The sequence below is a fragment of the Acetobacter musti genome, from assembly GCF_011516835.1.
GTDB lineage: Bacteria > Pseudomonadota > Alphaproteobacteria > Acetobacterales > Acetobacteraceae > Acetobacter > Acetobacter musti.
Genome location: NZ_WOTB01000013.1, coordinates 78,171 through 97,129, shown reverse-complemented (window position 1 = coordinate 97,129; position 18,959 = coordinate 78,171). Strand labels below are relative to the sequence as shown.

Sequence of the window (18,959 nt, the reverse complement as noted above, 5' to 3'; positions counted from 1 at the left end):
AATATGAAGGACCAGCCTCTCTGTGAGCGTGTTTCTCGGCACACACCAGAATCGGATCGACGCCAAAGGGCGTGTTTCGATTCCGGCCGGGTTTCGCACGGTCCTGAGGGCAAAGGCGGTCGAGGGTGAGTCGCTGATGGTGCTTCGTCCGTCCCACACACAGCCCTGCATCGAGGCGTGGCCTTCGTCGGTTTTCTCGTCGCTGGCACAACCTCTCGATCGTCTCGATATGTTTTCGGACGAGCATGACGATCTTGCCGCCGCGCTGTATGCGGATGCGTATCCGGTCGATTCGGACCGCGAGGGGCGGATCATCATTCCGGACTTCCTGCGCGAGCATGCGGGAATCAGCGATTCCGTCGCTTTCATGGGGCTGGGGAAGATCTTTCAGATCTGGGAACCTGGCGCTGCGGAACAGCGTCGGTCCGAAGCGCGACTCCGGTCGCGGCGGGTGAAGCTGCCGGGCAACCGTCCTGGCGCGGATGGTGGCGAGCGGTCCGGGGGTGACGCGTGAATGCGATGACGCCTCAGCCGCCTGTTGCGGCTCCGGATCATGATCCCGGCCATGTTCCGGTGATGCGGGATGAGGTTGTCCGGATTCTCGCGCCTGCTGACGGCGAAGTTTACGTTGACGGGACGTTTGGCGGCGGTGGGTACACCAATGCGGTTCTGGCTGCGGCGGACTGCCGGGTGTGGGGCATTGACCGGGACCCGGACGCGATTGCGCGCGGGGAGGTTCTCGCGGCGCGGTGGGGCAGCGATGCGCGGGGTCTGCCGCGCCTTGCTCTGCTGCAGGGCGGCTTTGGAAAAATGCGGGATATGCTTGAGGCGGTCGGTGTTTCGTCCGTTGACGGCGTGATGCTGGATCTTGGCGTGTCCTCTTTTCAGATCGACGAGGCGGAGCGCGGATTTTCATTTCGCATGGACGGGCCGCTGGATATGCGGATGGAAAAGGCCGGGCGGTCGGCGGCGGATGTGGTGAATACGGCATCCGAGGCGGAGCTGGCTGACATTTTTCATTACTATGGCGAGGAACGTCATGCCCGCCGGGTGGCGAAGACGCTGGTGGCGGCGCGGGTGGAAGAGCCGTTTCGCACGACCGGGCAGCTTGCGGCGGCGATCCGGGCGGTTGTGCCGTCGGATCGTTCCGGCATTGACGCGGCGACGCGCAGTTTTCAGGGACTGCGGATTGCGGTGAATGACGAACTGGGCGAGATCGAACGCGGGCTGGCGCAGGCGCTGGAGCTGCTTGCGCCGGGCGGGCGTCTTGTTGTGGTGTCGTTTCATTCTCTTGAGGATCGCATTGTGAAACGTGCGATGGCGGCGGCAGCCGGTCAGGAACCTGGACCCTCCCGGCATGATCCGCGCTCGGTGGCGCGTGGCCGGGACGAGGCGCCGTTCCGGTTGATGTTCCGCAAGGCGATGCGTCCGACGGAAGCGGAGTGCCGGCGCAATCCGCGTGCCCGCAGCGCGAAGCTGCGCGCGATTGCCCGCACGGCAGGTTCTCAGCGCGCGGATACCGGCGCGACGGTTTCTCAGCGCGCGGGTGCTCGCGCGACGATTTCTCAGAATGAGTCCGGCAGTGATTTCAGTAAAGCAGGGCGTGGAGCGGATGCCGGCGCTCCCCCTGCCACGTCTTCCCGTGAAGGATCAGCCTGATGTTCAGATATATCACTCTTGGGAGTGCCGTGCTTGCCGGTTTGTCCGGGCTGTATCTTTATACGGAGAAGCACCGGACGACGGTTCTGGACCAGCAGATTTCGGGAATTGTTTCTGAGACGCAGCATATCCGTCAGCAGACGGCGATGCTGCAGACGCAGTGGGCGCTGCTGAATCAGCCGGACCGGCTTTCGCATCTGGTGGCGCGGTTCGATCCGCAGATTCAGCCGATGGCGCCGAAGCAGTTCGTGCGGATGGCGGATCTGGGGCAGCATCTGCCGGCGCCGGGATCGATCCATGCGCCGAACCCGCGTGAGACGATCCGGGCGACGCTGGCAGCGGCTGACGTGAAAGAGGTTCCGGCGGCGCCTGCATCCGCCGGATCTGAGCGGGTGACGTCCGGGCAGATGGTGGCTGAGCGGTCGCAGCCTGTGGTGGTTGCGAGGAACGATGTCGAGGCGCCGAAGCCGCGTGTGGCGGAAGTTCGTCCGGCTGAGAGTCGCCCCGCTATGGTGCTGGCTTCCGCTCAGGGGACTGCTGCTTCGGGTCAGGTCCGGCATGAACTGGCGAAACCTGTTCGTCATGCGCCTGCAACAGATGATCTGGAGGTGGCTCTGGGTGAGAAGCCGGCGACGCCGGAGCGTCATGCCGCGACGCGGACGCTGGTGGCGGATGCGACTCCCGCCCGTCATGCCGTGACGGTTTCCGACAGTGACCGCCCTGCCCTGCATTCGGGCATGACGCGGGTTGCCGCTTATCAGCCGCGCGCCGCGACCGTGCGGACGGCGTCTCCGGTGACGGTGGCCTCCTGGCATCCGGCTGCGGCGGCGCCGCGCTATGTGGAGGCGCGGGCGACGTATGGCGGGTCTCTGCTCGGACGGTCGGCGATCGGCGGAGGGCTGCCGCCGCCGATGCCGGTGCCGAACTGAGGCCTGCGCTGATGAGTCTCGAACTGACGAGACGAATCTGCTACGGGCTCCCCGCCCCTGCCTTCCGTGCCGGGTGGGCCGGCGCGAATTTGCTGCTGTAGTTTTGCCGGCATGGCTCTGCCGTGTGGTTTCGCCATGTCGCTTTGTATGAACCTTTCGTCCTGCCCCTCCCCCGACGGGCGGGACTGATCTTCGGGTGACGATCCCGAGCCTTCGAGGAGACGCCGCCCCTCATGACTCGCCAGACACCTCCCCCTGACCTGCAGAATCTTGCCGCGGGGCATCTGCCCCGTGATGTTCATGTGACGGGCAATGAGATGCGCGAGCGGGCGCATCTGGAGCGGATGCATGTGCGGCTTCTGGCGGTTGCGACGGGATTTGGCGTTCTGTTCGGAGCTGTGGCGCTGCGGCTGAGCTTTGCGACGATTTTTTCGCCGATGGCGCCGGAGCAGCGGCAGATTGCGCCGCAGGTTCCTGAAATTCCGAAGATCGATCCGAAGGGGTCTCTCGCCAGCGCGCTGAATCTGCCGCAGGTGCATCGGGCGATGATTGTGGACCGCAACGGGCAGGCGTTGGCGGTGTCGCTGCCTGTGGCGCAGGTTTACGCCAATCCGCGCGAGCTGATGGACCCGGAGGACGTGGCGAAGAAGCTGAAATCCGTGCTGCCGCAGCTTGATGAGGCGGAGACGGTGAAGCGGCTGTCGTCGCAGAAACAGTTTGCCTATCTGGCGCGCAACATCACGTTGCAGCAGGAACTGGCGATCAACAATTTCGGTATTCCGGGCATTTATTTCGAGGCGGGTGAGCGGCGGCATTATCCGCTGGGGATCGTGGCGTCCCAGATCCTGGGCGGGGTGGATATTGACGATCACGGGATTGCCGGTGTCGAGCGGTATTTCGACAAGCGTCTGAACAGCGACAAGATCCCGCTGAAGCTGTCGCTGGATGTGCGGGTGCAGGCGGTGGTGCGCGAGGAGCTGGCGAAGGCGAAGGACGAGTTTCAGGCGATCGGGGCGTGTGCGATCGTGATGGATGTGCGCACGGGCGAGCTGGTGGCGATGGTCAGTCTGCCTGATTATGACGCCAATGATTTTGCCCATGCCTCGCCGGATGCGCGGTTCAACCGGGCGGTGACGGGCATGTATGAGCCTGGCTCGACCTTCAAGCTCCAGACGGCGGCGATGGCGCTGCAGCTTGGCGTGGCGCATCCGTGGGACCGGTTTTCCTCCATTCCGATCCGGGTGGGGCGGTTCACGATCGCGGATATGAAATCCGATCATTTCACGCCTTGGCTGACGCTGACGGAAGTGATGGCCTATTCGTCCAACCCGGCGGCGGCGCATATGGCGCTGGATGTCGGCGGGGCGCGGCAGCGGGACTGGCTGCGGAACATGGGCTTCTTCGCGCCGGTGCCGGTGGAGCTGCCGGAAGCGGGGCGGCCGATCGTGCCGGCACAGCGCAACTGGGGCATTTCGACGGTCATGACGGTCGGGTTCGGGCATGGCGTGGCCGAGCCGCCGCTGGCGATCGTGCGTGGCACGGCGGCAACGGTGAATGGCGGCGTGCTGGTGAAGCCGACGCTGCTGGACCGGGACGATCCTTCGGATGAGGCCTCGACCGCCGCGGAGGCGGGGACTGGGAACGGGGGCGCTTCTCTGATGCGGGTGTCGGATGAGGGCAGCGATGCCGGTCAGGTGGCCGGTGCTGGCGTTTCTGGCGACGTTTCCGGCGGAATTTCTGACGGGGCGGGTGAGACGGCGCGGGTGGTGACGCCGGAAGGGACGCAGGTTCTCTCGCCGGAGACGTCGGCTCTGCTGCGGCGCATTCTGCGGCTCGACGTGACGCTGGGCACCGGCAAGACGGCGGAATCGCCTGGCTATTTCGTCGGCGGAAAGACGGGCACGGCGGAGAAGATCGGACCGCATGGCGGGTATCTGAAGCATGTGAACATTGCCGCGTTCACCAGCATTTTTCCGATGAACAACCCGCGCTATGCGGTTTATGTGATGCTCGACAGTCCGAAGGCGACGCCGGCGACGCATGGCTGGACGACGGCGGCGTGGAATGCGGCGCCGACGGTCTCGAAGATCATCACTCGTATCGGGCCGATGCTGCAGATTTTCCCGGACACGGAACATGCGGCGCAGATCGACGCGTCTCTGGCCATTCCGCTGCGTCCGGCGGTGCCGCGCGGCTACCGGCCGCTTGGTCCGGGGAACGATCCGGGCGATCCGCACAGGCTGGTCGAGGAAGAGAAGCAGCAGAAGAAGCGTGCGGCGGAAGCGGCGCGCGAGGGTGGCCGCGCGGCTGTGATGCCGGCCTCGGCGGAGCTGCCGTTGCGGAAACCGGATGCGGTGCGGAGAGGATGAGCATGAAACTGTCCTCTCTTTTGGCGGCGGCCGGTCTGTCTCTTCCTGACGGGATCACGAACGATCCTGATATTGTTTCGGTGACGGCTGACAGTCGCGCGGTGACGCCGGGCACGCTGTTTGTGGCGGTGCCGGGGGTGAAGCAGGATGGGCGCGATTTTATTCCGGCGGCGGTTCAGGCCGGGGCGGCGGCGGTGCTTGCGCCGGAGGGAACGAAGCCGTTCGACGGAGTGCCGATGGTGACGGTCGGGGAGCCGCGCCGGGCTCTGGCGCTGATGGCGGCGGTGCTGGCCGGGCCTCAGCCGGAGCGGATCGTCGCGGTGACGGGCACGAACGGCAAGACGAGCACGGTCGATTTTCTGCGTCAGATCTGGACGGGCATGGGCCGGCAGGCGGCGAGTTTCGGGACGCTGGGGCTGATTGCGCCGGAGGATGTGCTCTCGGCGCTGCCGTTTGAGATTCCGGCGCTGACGACGCCCGATCCGGTGACGCTGGCGCGGGGGCTTGCGGCGCTGCGCGGGGCGGGTGTGACGGATGTGGCGCTGGAGGCGTCGTCACACGGGCTGGATCAGCGGCGGCTGGACGGGGTGCGGATCACGGCGGCGGGGTTCACCAATCTGACGCGAGATCATCTCGATTATCATGGCGATATCGACGCGTACCGCACGGCGAAGATGCGGCTGTTTGAGATGCTGCTTCCGGATGACGGTTTTGCTGCTGCGAATGCGGATATGGACCGGGACACGCTGGAGGTGCTGCGGGAGATCACGCAGCGGCGCGGCCTGGAGCTGCGGCTGACGGGTGAGAAGGGCGATGCGGTCCGACTGGTGGCGCAGAAATTCCTGCCGGAAGGTCAGCGGCTGATGCTGGAGGCCTGGGGAAAGCCGTTCGATGTGACGATTGCCCTGCCTGGCCGGTTTCAGGCGGACAACGTGATGCTGGCGGCGGCGCTGGCGGCGGCTGATCGTGACGATATGGCCGCGGTGATAGCGCGGCTGCCGCATCTTCAGGGCGTGCGGGGACGGATGGAGCGGGCGGCGCTGCTGCCGTCCGGTGCGGCGGTTTATGTCGATTACGCGCATACGCCGGACGCGCTGGCGCGAGTGCTGGACAGTCTGCGGCCGCATGCGAAGGGGCGGCTGATTGTGGTGTTCGGAGCAGGCGGCGACCGCGACCGGGGCAAGCGGCCGCTGATGGCGCATGAGGCTGCGCTGCGGGCGGATGCTGTGATTGTGACGGACGACAATCCGCGCAGTGAGGACCCGGCGGCGATCCGGAAGGATGTTCTGCTCGGGGCGCCGGAAGCGACAGAGATCGGGGACCGGCGGGAGGCGATTGCAGCCGGGATCGGGATGCTGGATGCGGGGGATGTTCTGCTTGTGGCCGGGAAAGGCCATGAACAGGGGCAGACGATCGCGGGTGTGGTGCATCCGTTCGACGATGTCAGCGTGGTGCAGAGTCTGGTGGCGTCCGCATGAGCGTGCTGTGGAGCGGGCCAGAGCTGGCTGAGGCGACCGGGGGGCATTTCGGATGCGGCTCGGACGGGGCGGGCATTGTTGTGACAGGCGTGTCGATCGACACACGGACGTTGCAGCCCGGTGATCTGTTCATTGCGCTGGCCGGGGAAAATTCGGACGGGCATGTGCATGCCGCGGTGGCGCTGGAGGCGGGTGCGGCGGCGGTGCTGGTGCATCGGGAACAGGAGACGGGAGACGATGCGCGGCTGCTGCATGTGGCCGATACTCTGGACGGTCTGTGGGCGCTCGGCCGGGCGGCACAGGCGCGGTTTGGCGGGCGCGTGGTGGCGGTGACGGGCAGCGTCGGCAAGACCACGACGAAAGAGATGCTGCGGGTGGCGCTGAGTGCGCTTGGCGAGACGCATGCGGCGGTGGCGTCCTACAACAATCACTGGGGTGTGCCGCTGACACTGGCGCGGCTTCCGCGCGGGGCGGCGTTCTGTGTCAGCGAGATCGGGATGAATCATCCGGGCGAGATCGCGCCGCTGGCGGAGCTGGTGCGGCCGGATGTGGGCGTGATTACGACGATCGGCTCGGCGCATCTGGGGCATATGGGCTCGCGGGAGGCGATCGCGCGGGAGAAGGCGTCGCTGATCGAAGCGCTGGCGCCGGGGGCGGTCGCTGTTGTGCCGGATGATGCGACCGGGCAGCTGGTGTTCGCGGATGCGGCCCGCCGCGCGGGGGTGACGCTCTGGCATTCCGGTTTTGCGCCGGGCAGCGAGGTGCGGCTGACGGATCTGGAGCTGTCGGGCGAAGGCAGCCGGTTTGTCGTGCATGTCGCGGGATTTGCGGTGCCGGTGACGATCCGGGCGCCGGGGGAGCATCTGGCGCGCAACGCGGCGCTGGCGATGGGGGTTGCGGGTGCCCTGGGGACAGGGTCATCTGCGCCCGAATCCGATCTTGCGAAGGCGGCTGAGGCGCTTTCGGAATTTGTTCCGGGCGCGGGGCGCGGGGCGGCGGTGCCGGTCTGCGGTGGCCGGGCACTGCTGCTGGATGAGAGTTACAACGCTTCGGTTCTGGCGATCCGGGCGGCGCTGGGCGTGCTGAGGCTGATGCCGGCGCGGCGACGGATCGTGGTGCTGGGGGATATTCTTGAGCTGGGCGGGTTCGCCAGTGATGAGCATCTGTCGCTTGTGGAGCCGGTCTCCGATGTGGCGGATCTGGTGTTCTGCTGTGGTCCGCACATGAAGGAACTGTTCGACGCCCTGCCCTCCCCGATCCGGGGCGCCTGGACGGCGGATTCCGCGGCGCTGGCGCCGCTGGTGTGCAGGAGCATCGCGAAGGGTGATGTGGTGCTGGTGAAGGGGAGTCTGGGGAGCCGTATGAAACTGGTTGTCGATGCGCTGAAAGGCGATATGCCGAAGTCGGGGCGCGCCTGATGCTTTACTCGCTGGTCACGCATCATGTTCACGGTCACATCAGCTTTTTCAATCTGTTCCGCTACATCACCTTCCGGGCGGGCGGCGCGTGCCTGACGGCGCTGGTGATCGCGCTGGTGCTGGGCAATCCGGTGATCCGGGAGCTGAAACGCATTCAGCGCGAGGGGCAGCCGATCCGCTCACTGGGGCCTGAGCGGCACATTCTGGAGAAGGCGGGCACGCCGACGATGGGCGGCATTCTGATTCTGATCGCGCTGTTTGCTTCCACCCTGCTCTGGGCGGATCTGCAGGACGGTTTCGTCTGGGCGGTTCTGTTCGTGACGGGGTCGTTCGGCGCGGTGGGTTTTGCGGATGATTATCTGAAGCTGTCGCGGCGGAACACGGATGGCGTGTCCAAGACGGCGCGGCTGACGGCGGAGTTCGGGACCTCGCTGATCGCGGGGTGGTGGCTCCAGCACATGATGCCGCCGGATCTGAGCAATCAGCTGGCTTTTCCGTTTGTGAAAGATCTGCTGCTGCCGCTGGGGTTTGCCTATCCGATCTTTGCGATGATCACGATTGCCGGGTTCGGCAATGCGGTGAACTTCACGGACGGGCTGGACGGGCTGGCGACGGTTCCGGTGGTGATCGCGGCGTTTGTGTTCGCGCTGATTTCCTATCTGGTCGGCAACCATGTGTTTGCGGATTATCTGCAGCTTCATGCCGTGCCGGGCACGGGTGAGCTGGCGGTGTTCTGCGCGGCGCTGGTTGGTGCGGGGCTTGGTTTCCTGTGGTTCAACGCGCCTCCGGCGGCGGTGTTCATGGGCGATACGGGCTCTCTGTCGCTGGGTGGCGCGCTTGGCGCGGTGGCGGTGGCGGTCAAGCATGAGCTGGTGCTGTGCATTGTCGGCGGTCTGTTTGTGGTCGAGACGCTGTCGGTCATCATTCAGGTGTTCTGGTACAAGCGGACGAAGAAGCGGGTGTTCCTGATGGCGCCGCTGCACCATCACTTCGAGAAGAAAGGGTGGCAGGAACCGAAGATCGTCATCCGGTTCTGGATCGTCTCGGTCGTGCTGGGGCTGTGCGGCCTGGCGACGCTGAAGCTGCGGTGAAGGGAATGGTCTCATGCTGACATTCGCGCCTGATCTTTTTGCCGGACGCCGCTTTGTGGTGCTCGGCCTGGGTCGGAACGGCACGCCGGCCGCGAAGGCGCTGGCGGCGATGGGCGCGGATGTTCAGGCATGGGATGATGGCGAGGCGGCGCGGGAGACGCTGCTGCGGGAGGCTGGTTCTGTTACCGGTTCTGTTTCCGGGTCGCTGACAGTGGCGCCGGTGGAGAGTCTGGCGGGTGTGGATGCGCTGGTGATGTCGCCGGGCATTCCGCATGTGCTGCCGAAAGCGCATCCGGTGGCGGCGATGGCGCGGGAGGCCGGTGTGCCGGTTCTGTCGGATGCCGATCTGCTGTTTCAGGCGGTGCGGAAAGCGGGATCGAAGGCACGGTTCGCGGGGATTACCGGCACGAACGGCAAGTCCACGACGACGGCGCTGCTGGCGCATCTGCTGCGCTGCGGCGGGGTGCCGGTGGCGGAGGGGGGCAATCTGGGGCCGGCTTCGCTGTCGCTGCCGCTGCTGCCGGATGATGGCGTGTATGTACTGGAGATGTCGTCCTACATGCTGGAGCGGCTGGACGCGCTGCATTTCGATGTGGCGTGCCTGCTCAATCTGACGCCGGATCATCTGGACCGGCATGGCGACATGGCGGGCTATGCGGCTGCTAAGACGCGGATTTTCGACCGGATGGAGCCGGGTGATCTGGCGGTCATCGGTAACGGGGATTCCTGGTGCCGGGAGATTGCGGTGCTGGTTGCGGCGCGCGGTGTGCCGGTGGTGACGGTTTCCGGCGTGGACGAAACGGCGGATTTTCACCCGGAGAACGAAGCGGTTGTGGACCGGGCGGGCGTTGTGGCGCGGCCTAGGGCGTCGCTGCCGGGGGCGCATAATGCGGAGAATGCCTGCGCGGCGCTGGCGATGGCGCTGAAGCTGGGCGTGGCGCGGGATGTGCTGGCGGAAGGGATCGGGTCGTTTGGCGGTCTGGCGCACCGGCAGAAGCTGGTGGCGACGCTGGATGGCGTGGCGTTTGTCGATGACAGCAAGGCGACGAATGCAGACGCGGCCTCCCGCGCGCTGGGGTGTTACGACCGGATCGTATGGATTGCGGGCGGGATGGCGAAAGCGGGCGGGATTGCGGATCTCGTGCCGTATTTTCCGCGGATTACGGAAGCGTTTCTGATCGGGCGGGATGCGCCCCTGCTGGCGGAGACGCTGGCGGCGCATGGGGTTGCGTACCGGATCGCGGGCGATCTGGAGCATGCGGTGCCGGAGGCGTACCGGGCGGCGCGGGCGCAGGGAGCGGAGGTGGTTCTGCTGTCGCCGGCCTGCGCGAGTTTTGACCAGTTTCCAGGATTTGAGGCGCGTGGCCTGCGTTTTGCCGCATTGGCAGGCGAACTTCTGAGTGACGCGGCGCAGGACAGGACACAGGATAAGACGGGCGGATCGGAGCGGGCGGGATAATGACCAGATTTTCACGGATCGACAATTCAGGTCTGGGGCGCTGGTGGCGCAGCGTTGACCATGTGACTCTGGCCTGTGTCGGAATCCTGATCGGGTTTGGCTATATCCTGATGCTGGCGGCCAGTCCGTCCGTTGCGGTGCGTATCGGCGCGTCGCGCAACATGTTCATTTTCAAGCAGGTGGTGTTCCTGGCGCTGGCTGGCGGGATTGTGGTCGGCGTGTCGATGCTGACGCGCAAAGGGATTGTGCGGCTCGGTTTTATCGGCAGCGCGGTGGCGATTGCGGCGACGGCGCTGACGCTGGTGCATGGGGTGGAGATCAAGGGAGCGCGGCGCTGGATCGCGCTGCCGATGATGTCCGTGCAGCCCTCCGAGTTTCTCAAGCCGTGTTTCGCGGTGCTGACGGCGTGGCTGCTGTCCGAGCGGCGGGTGCGGAAGTATTTTCCGGGGATGCTGCTGGCCTGCGGCTGTTTCGCGGTCATTCTGGTGCTTCTGAAATCGCAGCCGGATATCGGGATGCTGACGGTCGTGACGACGGTGTTCATGGCGCAGCTTTTCGTGGACGGGCTGAATCTGATCCTTGTCGCGGGCTGTGTGGGACTGATGGTGGCGGCGGGAATTTCAGCCTATTTTCTGTTTCCGCATGTGCATTCGCGCGTCGAGCGGTTTCTGCATCCGAATGTGGGAGACCATTACCAGATCGACACGGCGTTGCGGGCGTTCGGCAATGGCGGGCTGATGGGGCGTGGTCCTGGCGAGGGGCGCGTGAAGGACCTGCTGCCGGACGCTCATGCGGACTTTGTTTTCGCGGTGGCGGGCGAGGAATATGGCATGCTGATCTGCATGTTCATTATAGCCGTGTTCGCGACGATCGTGGTGCGGGCATTGCTGCGGCTGCTGCGTGAGGACGATCCGTTTCTCATTCTGGCGACGTCGGGTCTGGTGACGGGCTTCGGGCTGCAGGCGTTTGTGAACATGGCGTCCACGCTGCATCTGATTCCAACGAAGGGCATGACGCTGCCGTTTATTTCCTATGGCGGTTCATCGGCGATGTCGGTGGCGCTGACGATCGGGATGGTTCTGGCGCTGACGCGGCAGCGGATCGGGCAGAGCCGGCTGAGCCGGTCTCTGCCGCAGCCTGTTGGCACATGGAAGGCGGCGGCGTGAGCGACGTGATGACGAAAGCGGACGGGCCGGTTGTGATCGCCGCCGGGGGGACGGGCGGGCATTTCTTTCCGGCCGAGGCGCTGGCGGATGCTCTGGTGGCGCGCGGGTATCGTGTGGCGCTGATGACGGATGCGCGGGCCGGCAGACGGACGAGCGGTGTGTTCGCGACGGCGGATCAGTTCGTGCTGCCGGGTGCGGGCGTGGCCGGACGCGGGCCGGTGCGGGCGCTGAAGGGTGGTCTGGCGCTGCTGCGCGGGGCACGGCAGGCTCGGACGATCATGGCGAAGATCCGGCCTTCGGCGGTGGTGGGATTTGGCGGCTATCCGTCGGTCCCTCCCCTGCTTGGCGCGCGGCTGCTGCCGGCCTCGGTACGACCGGCAATCGTGCTGCATGAGGGCAATGCGGTTCTGGGCAAGGCGAATGCGTTTCTGGCGCGGTTCGCGGACGGGATCGGCACGTCTTTCGCGACGGTCGCGGGGCTGCCTGCCGGGGCGCGGGTGCGGCTGACGGGGATGCCGGTGCGGCCGGCGATCGCGGCGATGGCGGGTGAGGGCTATGAGCCGCCCGGGGAGCCGCCGGATGGACTGATCCGGCTGCTGGTCTGGGGCGGATCTCTGGGCGCGCGGGTGTTTTCGGACGTGGTTCCTGAGGCGCTGTCGCTGCTGCCGCTGGAGATCCGCGAGCGCGTGACGGTGACGCAGCAGGTCCGGGCCGAGGATCTGGAGCGGGTGCGCACGGCGTATGCGGCGTATGGCATCGCGTCGCGGCTGGAGCCGTTCTTCTCCGATGTGGCGTCGCTGATGCGGGAGGCGCATCTGGTGATCGGGCGGGCCGGCGGGTCTTCGGTGGCGGAGCTGGAGGTCGCGGGGCGGCCATCGGTTCTGGTGCCGCTGCCGGTGGCGGCGAGCGATGAGCAGACGGCGAACGCGCGGGCGCTGGAAGGCGTCGGGGCGGCGTGGCTGATGCGTCAGGACACGTTCACACCGGATGCGCTGTCGGCGCTGCTGGCCATGATGCTCACCGATACCGGCGTGCTGACGGCGGCGGCGGATGCGGCGGCGGAGCTGGCGCGTCCGGATGCGGCGGAGCGTCTGGCCGATCTTGTCGAGGCGAATCTGCCGGGTGGCGGCTTGCGCGGCGCGGCGTCCGGGGCTTATTCCGGCGCACCTTCCGGCGCCGGGAATGGTTCCGGAACCGGTCCGGGAGAGGACCGTCCGGCCACATCATCTTCATCTTTTCCCTTCATTGATTCATCTACGCCCGAGGAGGCCCGTCCATGAGAGCCCTGCCGCTGACCATCGGCACCATTCATTTCGTCGGCATCGGCGGCATCGGCATGTCGGGTATTGCCGAGGTGCTGCATCTGCTTGGTTACACGGTGCAGGGGTCCGACCTGTCCGAGAATGCGAATGTGCGGCGTCTGCGGGCGGCGGGCGTTCATGTGACGATCGGGCACGACGCGGAAAACCTGGGCGCGGCGCAGGTTGTTGTGATTTCCACGGCGGTGAGCCGGGACAATCCGGAAGTGGTGGCGGCGCGGAGCCGTCTGATCCCGGTTGTGCGGCGGGCGGAGATGCTGGCGGAGCTGATGCGTCTGCGCTGGTCGGTCGCGGTGGGCGGCACGCATGGCAAGACGACGACGACGAGCCTGATCGCGGCGGTTCTGGAAGCCGGCAAGCTGGACCCGACGGTGATCAATGGCGGGATCATTGAGGCGTATGGCACCAACACGCGCATGGGCAAGGGCGAGTGGATGGTGGTTGAGGCCGATGAGAGCGACGGGTCGTTCCTGCGGCTGCCGTCGGTGATTTCGGTCGTGACCAACATGGACCCGGAGCATCTGGATCACTGGGGTTCGCAGGAGGCGATGGAGGCGGCGTATGACCAGTTCGTCTCCAATGTTCCGTTCTATGGTTTTGCAGTGCTGTGCATCGATCATCCGGCCGTGCAGCAGATGATTCCGCGTCTTTCGGACCACCGGATCGTGACTTACGGGTTCTCGCCGCAGGCGGATATCCGGGCGGAGAAAGTGATCACGGACAAGCTGGGCGCGACGTTCGAGGTGCAGATCACGGACCGGACGCGGCGGCGGACGCGCCGGGCGGGGCCGTTCCGGCTGCCGATGCTGGGCAATCACAACGTTCAGAACGCGCTGGCGGCGATTGCCGTTGCGACCGAGATGGACATTGACGATGCGACGATCCGGTCCGGTCTCGCAGCGTTCAAAGGGGTCAAACGGCGCTTTACCCGGACAGGCGAAGCGGGCGGCGTGACGGTAATCGACGATTACGGGCATCATCCGGTGGAGATCGCGGCGGTGCTGAAGGCGGCGCGGCAGGCCGGGGCGCGGAAGGTGATCGCGGTGGTACAGCCGCATCGTTACTCACGGCTTCAGACGCTGTTTAATGATTTCTGCACCTGCATGAACGACGCGGATTCCGTGATCGTGGCCGATGTGTATGCGGCGGGCGAGCAGCCGATCGAGGGTGTGGACCGTGACTGGCTGGTGGACGGGCTGCGTGAGCGCGGGCACCGTTCGGTGGTGCCGCTGACGGACCCGGCGCATCTGCCGGAGATGATCAATGCCATGGCGAAACCGGGCGACTATGTGGTGTGTCTGGGCGCGGGCACGATTACGAACTGGGCGCAGGCGCTGCCGGGTGAGCTGATTGCGCTGCAGTCCGGCCAGAAGGCTGGCTGCGCGGCATGAGCGCACGGCGGGCCGGAGCGAAAGGTGTGAGCGTAGAGGAGACGGCGTCTGTGGTCTCCGATGCAGGCTCGCCGGGGCACGGGCTCGCCGCGATGCTGGGCGATGTGCGTGGGCGGGTTTCGGTGAATCAGCCGCTGGGGCCGCGGACCTGGTTCCGGGTTGGCGGCCCGGCGGAATGTCTGTTTCAGCCGGCGGACGCAGAGGATCTGGCCGGGGCGCTGGGACGTTTTTCACCTGAGCTGCCGGTGATGGTTCTGGGCGCGTGTTCGAATGTGATCATTCGCGATGGCGGCGTGCCGGGGCTGGTGATCCGGCTGGGCGGTGCGTTCGCGAAGATTGAGACGGAGGAGAACGGCGTCGTTGTCGGCGGCGCGGCGCTGGATGCGACCGTGGCGGAGACGGCGGCGGCGGCGGGACTTGGCGGGCTCGAGTTTCTGGCGGGGATTCCCGGCTCCATTGGTGGCGCGGTGCGGATGAACGCCGGGGCGTATGGCTCCGACATGGCGGCGGTTCTGGACTGGGCGGAGATTGTGTCCCGCGACGGATCGCTGATCCGTCTGCCGGCGTCCTCGCTGCGGTTTGGCTACCGGCGGTCGGCGCTGCCGGACGGGGCGGTTGTGGTGCGGGCGCGGCTACGGGCGGTGCCTGCCAATCCGGCGGAAGTGGCGCAGCGTATCGCGGGCATCCGGGCGGCGCGGGAGGGCTCGCAGCCGGTCCGGGCGCGGACGGGGGGGTCGACGTTTCGCAATCCCGATCCGGAGGTGACGCCGCTGAAGGCGTGGCAGCTTGTGGATGCGGCGGGATGTCGCGGGCTGACGGTCGGCGGAGCGCAGGTGAGCGAGAAGCACTGCAACTTTCTGATCAACACTGGCACAGCGACGGCGGCGGATCTGGAAACGCTGGGCGAGACGGTGCGGCGGCGGGTTCTGGAGACGTCCGGCGTGACGCTGCACTGGGAGATCAAGCGCATCGGGCTGCCTGTGGCTGATGTGACGGGAAACGGGGCTGAGGAGCCGGTGGCATGAGCATTTCGCGACGGGTGACGGTTCTGATGGGCGGCGCTTCGGCGGAGCGGGAGGTGAGTCTGTCCTCCGGCGCGGGTGTGGTCGAGGCGCTGCGGGCGGCGGGGCATGAGGCTCAGGGGCTGGATGTGACGCGTGATTTGTCGGCGCTGGTCGCGGGGCTGGCGGAGCAGAAGCCGGAGGTGGTGTTCAACGCGCTGCATGGGCGCTTCGGTGAGGATGGCGCGGTTCAGGGCGTGCTGGAATGGCTTGGTCTGCCCTACACGCATTCCGGCATCCGGGCCTCGGCGACGGCGATGGACAAGGCGGCTTCGCGGGCAGTGTTTCTGGCGGCGGGGCTGCCGGTTGCCGAAGGGCGAACGATTGCGATCGGTGAGCTGGCGGCGGGCAATCCGCTTCCTGTTCCGTATGTGGTGAAGCCGCTGGATGAGGGTTCGTCAGTGGGAGTGTCTATCGTGCGGGACGGATCGAACCAGCGGGGGCGGATTGTCGAGACGTGGCGGTTCGGGCCGGCGGCGCTGGTGGAGGAGTTCATTCCGGGGCGTGAGATTACGGTGGGTGTGCTCGATGGCGACGCGGCGGGGCCGCATGCGCTGACGGTGACGGACATCACACCGGATGCGGCCAGTGGTCACGATTTCTATGACTATGACGCGAAATATGGCGATGGCGGCAGTCGACATGCGTTGCCGGCGGCGATTCATCCGGAGGCGTTCGAACGGGCCTGCGAAATCGCGGTCGCGGCGCATGCGGCTCTTGGATGTTCCGGGGCGTCGCGGTCGGATTTCCGTTATGACGATACGATGTGCGGCGACGGGCCGGGGCGGCTGGTGCTGCTGGAGGTCAATACGCAGCCGGGGATGACACCGACTTCGCTGCTGCCGGAGCAGGCGGCGTATTGCGGTGTGTCGTATGAGGAGCTTTGTGACTGGCTGGTGCGGGATGCGCTGAACCGGGCGGAGACGGCGCGCCGATGAAAGTGCCGCCACAGAGAGTGCTGCGGGTGAGAGTGCTCTGGTGAGCAGAGCCCCCTCCCCTCGTGACGAGCCGCCCGGACGCACGCGCTTCCGGCAGACGAGCCGGGCGGACAGGCCGTCCCGGTTCATGCTGTTTGTGCGCCGGCACAAGCATATGCTGCGGCTTCTGGGGGGGGTGGCTGTTTTTGCCGGTGGTGGCTGGATTTTTCTGAAGCTGCATGGGGCGCAGACGATCCTGGCGCCGTTGCGGCAGAAGATTGAGTCGGAAATTCCGCTGAAGGTGACGGCGATCCGGATCGAGGGGCAGAACCTTACGAGTCTTGATTCGATCAGGACGGCGCTGGGGATTTCCGTTGGTGACCCGATGCTGGAGTTTGATGTGGCGGCGGCACGGAAGCGGCTGGATGATCTGCCGTTTGTCGATCATGCGAGTGTTGAGCGGCATCTTTCCGGTCTGCTTGTCGTGCGTCTGGCGGAGCGTCCGCCTTTCGCCGTGTGGCAGCATAATGGCCATTTCGTTCTGATCGATCGTGGCGGCAACCCGGTTCCCGACAAGGGGATGACGGGCAAGGATGCGCGGGCTTTCATGCAGCTGCCACTGGTGGTTGGTGAGGGCGCGGATCATGCGGCGGCGGATCTTCTGGATGCGGTGGCGAAAGTTCCGGATGTCAGTTCGCGGATGACGGCGGCCACACTGGTTGGCGGACGGCGCTGGACGATCACGCTGAAGGACGGGACGATTGTGTATCTGCCGGAGGCGGCGGAGGTTGCGGCGCTGAACCGTCTGGCTTCGCTGCAGAAGCGGTTCGGGCTGCTGGACCGGCCGGTGGAGATCATTGATCTGCGGCTTCCGGACCGCATGACCATTCGCGAGCGTCCGGTGACATCCGATGCTGAAACAGCGAATGATCAGAAGCAGGATGCCGGATCGGGCGTTGCCGTGGTGCCGGAGGGTGCGGGCGCCGCGACGGACGGGACGCGTGTGGTGCCGCGTCGGGATGATCCCGGATCTGCTCAGGGGGCTGAGCGGGGATCCGGGCGTGGGGCTGGCCGGGGAGCTGGCGGCCGGGATTCAGACAGTCGCGATTCAGGCGGGCAGGATTCAGGCGGTCAGAGCTCCGGCAATCAGGGTTTCGGTAATCAGGGCTCTGGTAATGAGGGTGGTGGAAATGCGGTGCGGGAGCGGCCACGGTCCGGGACGCCGCGGGAGCAGGACGGGGGTGCGCAGATGAAAGAAGGAGTTATGCCGGCATGAAAGATCTGGTGATTACGGGTTCTCCTTCGTCGCTTTCGCCGACGGTTGTTTCTGCAGCCGGGCGGGGGCGTGTCACGGGGCGCGGTCTGATCGAGCCGCCGGAGACCAGGCCGGAACCGCGCGCGTGGCGGAACGGGATTGTTGGTGTTCTGGACATCGGTTCGACGAAGATCACCTGTCTGATCGGCAAAGGTGAGCCGAACGGGATGCTGCGTGTGCTCGGGCATGGCTGGCTGCGGTCGAGCGGTGTGAAGAGTGGCGCCATTGTCGATCTGAAGGCGGCGGAGGCGATTATCCGGCATGTGGTCGGGCATGCGGAGCGCGAGGCGGAGCGGTCTCTCGACAAGGTCATTGTCAATCTGTCCTGCGGGCAGCCGGAGAGCCGTCTGTTCAATGTTCACTGGCCGATTGGCGGGCGCGAGATCACGGAGGCGGATATCCGCCGGATCGTGACGGAAGGGCGTATGAAGGCGCAGTCCGAGGGGCGGGCGGTGATTCACACGCTGCCGCTGGATTTCGCGGTTGATGAGACGGATGGCGTCACTGATCCGCGCGGGCATCTTTGCGATCAGCTGCGGGCGCGGCTGCATGTGATCGATGCGTCGGCGACGGCGCTGCGGACGCTGGACTCGCTGCTCGGGCGGGCGGAGCTGCGGCTGGACGGGCTGGTTTCGGCGCCGCTGGCTTCCGGTCTGGCGGTGACGGACGCGGATCAGCGTCTGGTCGGCACGACGGTGGTGGATATGGGCGGCGGCACGACGTCGCTTGCGGTGTTTGCTGATGGTCAGCTTCTGCATACGGCGCAGATCAATATTGGCGGCGAGCATGTTACGCGGGATATTGCGCGTGGTCTGGGGACGTCTACGGATAATGCCGAACGCCTGAAGACGATGCATGGTCATGCGGATCTGTCCGCTGACACGGATGACGGCGTGACCATACGGATCGAGCGGGCTGGCAGCGGCACGCCGAGTTTCGAGGCGATACCGCGGGCGATGCTTGGTGACATAATCAGGCCACGAATTGAGGAAACATTCGAACTGGTCAGGGATCGTCTTGACGGTGCCGGGCTGGGCCGTCTGGCTGGCGGACGGGTCATTCTCACGGGTGGCGCGTCGATGCTGGACGGAGTGGGTTCGGTTGCGGCGCGGGTGCTCGGCCGGCCTGTGCGGCTGGGGCGTCCGGCCGGCGTGATCGGGCTGCCGGAACAGTGCGCGGCAGCGGGTTTCGCGACGACGGTAGGTCTTCTGACCTGGGCGGCGTCTGCGGAACGTCCTTTTGGCGATATTGAGTTTGCTGAAGAGCCTCCAACGGGCATTTTGAATAAATTAGTCTCTTTCATTCGTGCCCGTGTCTAATATGATAGTGAAATCTTGATAATTTTGATTCACGGAGTGTATCCGTGAGGACCGCCATCCTCAGACCC

The 18,959-nt window shown here is 66.0% G+C and carries 14 protein-coding genes and 1 pseudogene; all 15 read left to right on the top strand.

Annotated features, from left to right (window positions below):
• Positions 1-22 precede the first annotated feature (22 nt).
• Entirely contained in the window at positions 23-514 is a 492-nt protein-coding gene (gene mraZ / locus GOB93_RS11220; RefSeq protein ID WP_173583583.1) for a division/cell wall cluster transcriptional repressor MraZ, read from the top strand.
• 5 nt (positions 515-519) lie between these two features.
• Positions 520-1,500 (top strand): annotated as a pseudogene (rsmH, locus tag GOB93_RS11215) (16S rRNA (cytosine(1402)-N(4))-methyltransferase RsmH); the annotation flags it as partial.
• A 158-nt stretch (positions 1,501-1,658) separates the two neighbouring features.
• Positions 1,659-2,588 (top strand): cell division protein FtsL, encoded by a 930-nt coding sequence (gene ftsL / locus GOB93_RS11210; RefSeq protein ID WP_173583581.1) that lies wholly within the window; start codon positions 1,659-1,661, stop codon positions 2,586-2,588.
• A 317-nt stretch (positions 2,589-2,905) separates the two neighbouring features.
• Entirely contained in the window at positions 2,906-4,957 is a 2,052-nt protein-coding gene (locus GOB93_RS11205) for a peptidoglycan D,D-transpeptidase FtsI family protein (protein ID WP_242010722.1), read from the top strand.
• Positions 4,954-6,435: a UDP-N-acetylmuramoyl-L-alanyl-D-glutamate--2,6-diaminopimelate ligase gene (locus GOB93_RS11200; RefSeq protein WP_173583580.1), complete on the top strand. Its 1,482-nt coding sequence runs from the start codon at positions 4,954-4,956 to the stop codon at positions 6,433-6,435. Before GOB93_RS11205 ends, GOB93_RS11200 begins: the two co-directional genes overlap by 4 nt.
• A complete protein-coding gene (locus GOB93_RS11195; RefSeq protein ID WP_173583579.1) occupies positions 6,432-7,853 on the top strand; it encodes a UDP-N-acetylmuramoyl-tripeptide--D-alanyl-D-alanine ligase in 1,422 nt (473 codons plus the stop codon). Before GOB93_RS11200 ends, GOB93_RS11195 begins: the two co-directional genes overlap by 4 nt.
• On the top strand, positions 7,853-8,944 hold the full coding sequence (gene mraY / locus GOB93_RS11190; RefSeq protein WP_173583578.1) for a phospho-N-acetylmuramoyl-pentapeptide-transferase: 1,092 nt from the start codon (positions 7,853-7,855) through the stop codon (positions 8,942-8,944). The genes GOB93_RS11195 and mraY overlap by 1 nt, the downstream gene beginning before the upstream one ends.
• 13 nt (positions 8,945-8,957) lie before the next feature.
• Entirely contained in the window at positions 8,958-10,403 is a 1,446-nt protein-coding gene (gene murD / locus GOB93_RS11185) for a UDP-N-acetylmuramoyl-L-alanine--D-glutamate ligase (protein WP_173583577.1), read from the top strand.
• A complete protein-coding gene (locus GOB93_RS11180) occupies positions 10,403-11,569 on the top strand; it encodes an FtsW/RodA/SpoVE family cell cycle protein (RefSeq protein WP_173583576.1) in 1,167 nt (388 codons plus the stop codon). Before murD ends, GOB93_RS11180 begins: the two co-directional genes overlap by 1 nt.
• An 8-nt stretch (positions 11,570-11,577) precedes the next feature.
• Complete coding sequence (murG, locus tag GOB93_RS11175) at positions 11,578-12,849, top strand: undecaprenyldiphospho-muramoylpentapeptide beta-N-acetylglucosaminyltransferase (RefSeq protein ID WP_173583620.1); 1,272 nt, start codon at positions 11,578-11,580, stop codon at positions 12,847-12,849.
• Entirely contained in the window at positions 12,846-14,279 is a 1,434-nt protein-coding gene (murC, locus tag GOB93_RS11170; protein WP_173583575.1) for a UDP-N-acetylmuramate--L-alanine ligase, read from the top strand. The genes murG and murC overlap by 4 nt, the downstream gene beginning before the upstream one ends.
• Before the next feature lie 92 nt (positions 14,280-14,371).
• Complete coding sequence (murB, locus tag GOB93_RS11165; protein ID WP_173583619.1) at positions 14,372-15,304, top strand: UDP-N-acetylmuramate dehydrogenase; 933 nt, start codon at positions 14,372-14,374, stop codon at positions 15,302-15,304.
• A complete protein-coding gene (locus GOB93_RS11160) occupies positions 15,301-16,278 on the top strand; it encodes a D-alanine--D-alanine ligase (RefSeq protein ID WP_173583574.1) in 978 nt (325 codons plus the stop codon). The genes murB and GOB93_RS11160 overlap by 4 nt, the downstream gene beginning before the upstream one ends.
• A gap of 40 nt (positions 16,279-16,318) precedes the next feature.
• Entirely contained in the window at positions 16,319-17,533 is a 1,215-nt protein-coding gene (locus tag GOB93_RS11155; RefSeq protein WP_338422358.1) for a cell division protein FtsQ/DivIB, read from the top strand.
• Positions 17,530-18,891 carry a cell division protein FtsA gene (ftsA, locus tag GOB93_RS11150; protein ID WP_173583573.1) on the top strand — a complete coding sequence of 454 codons (1,362 nt, stop codon included), beginning with the start codon at positions 17,530-17,532 and terminating at the stop codon, positions 18,889-18,891. Before GOB93_RS11155 ends, ftsA begins: the two co-directional genes overlap by 4 nt.
• Positions 18,892-18,959 lie beyond the last annotated feature (68 nt).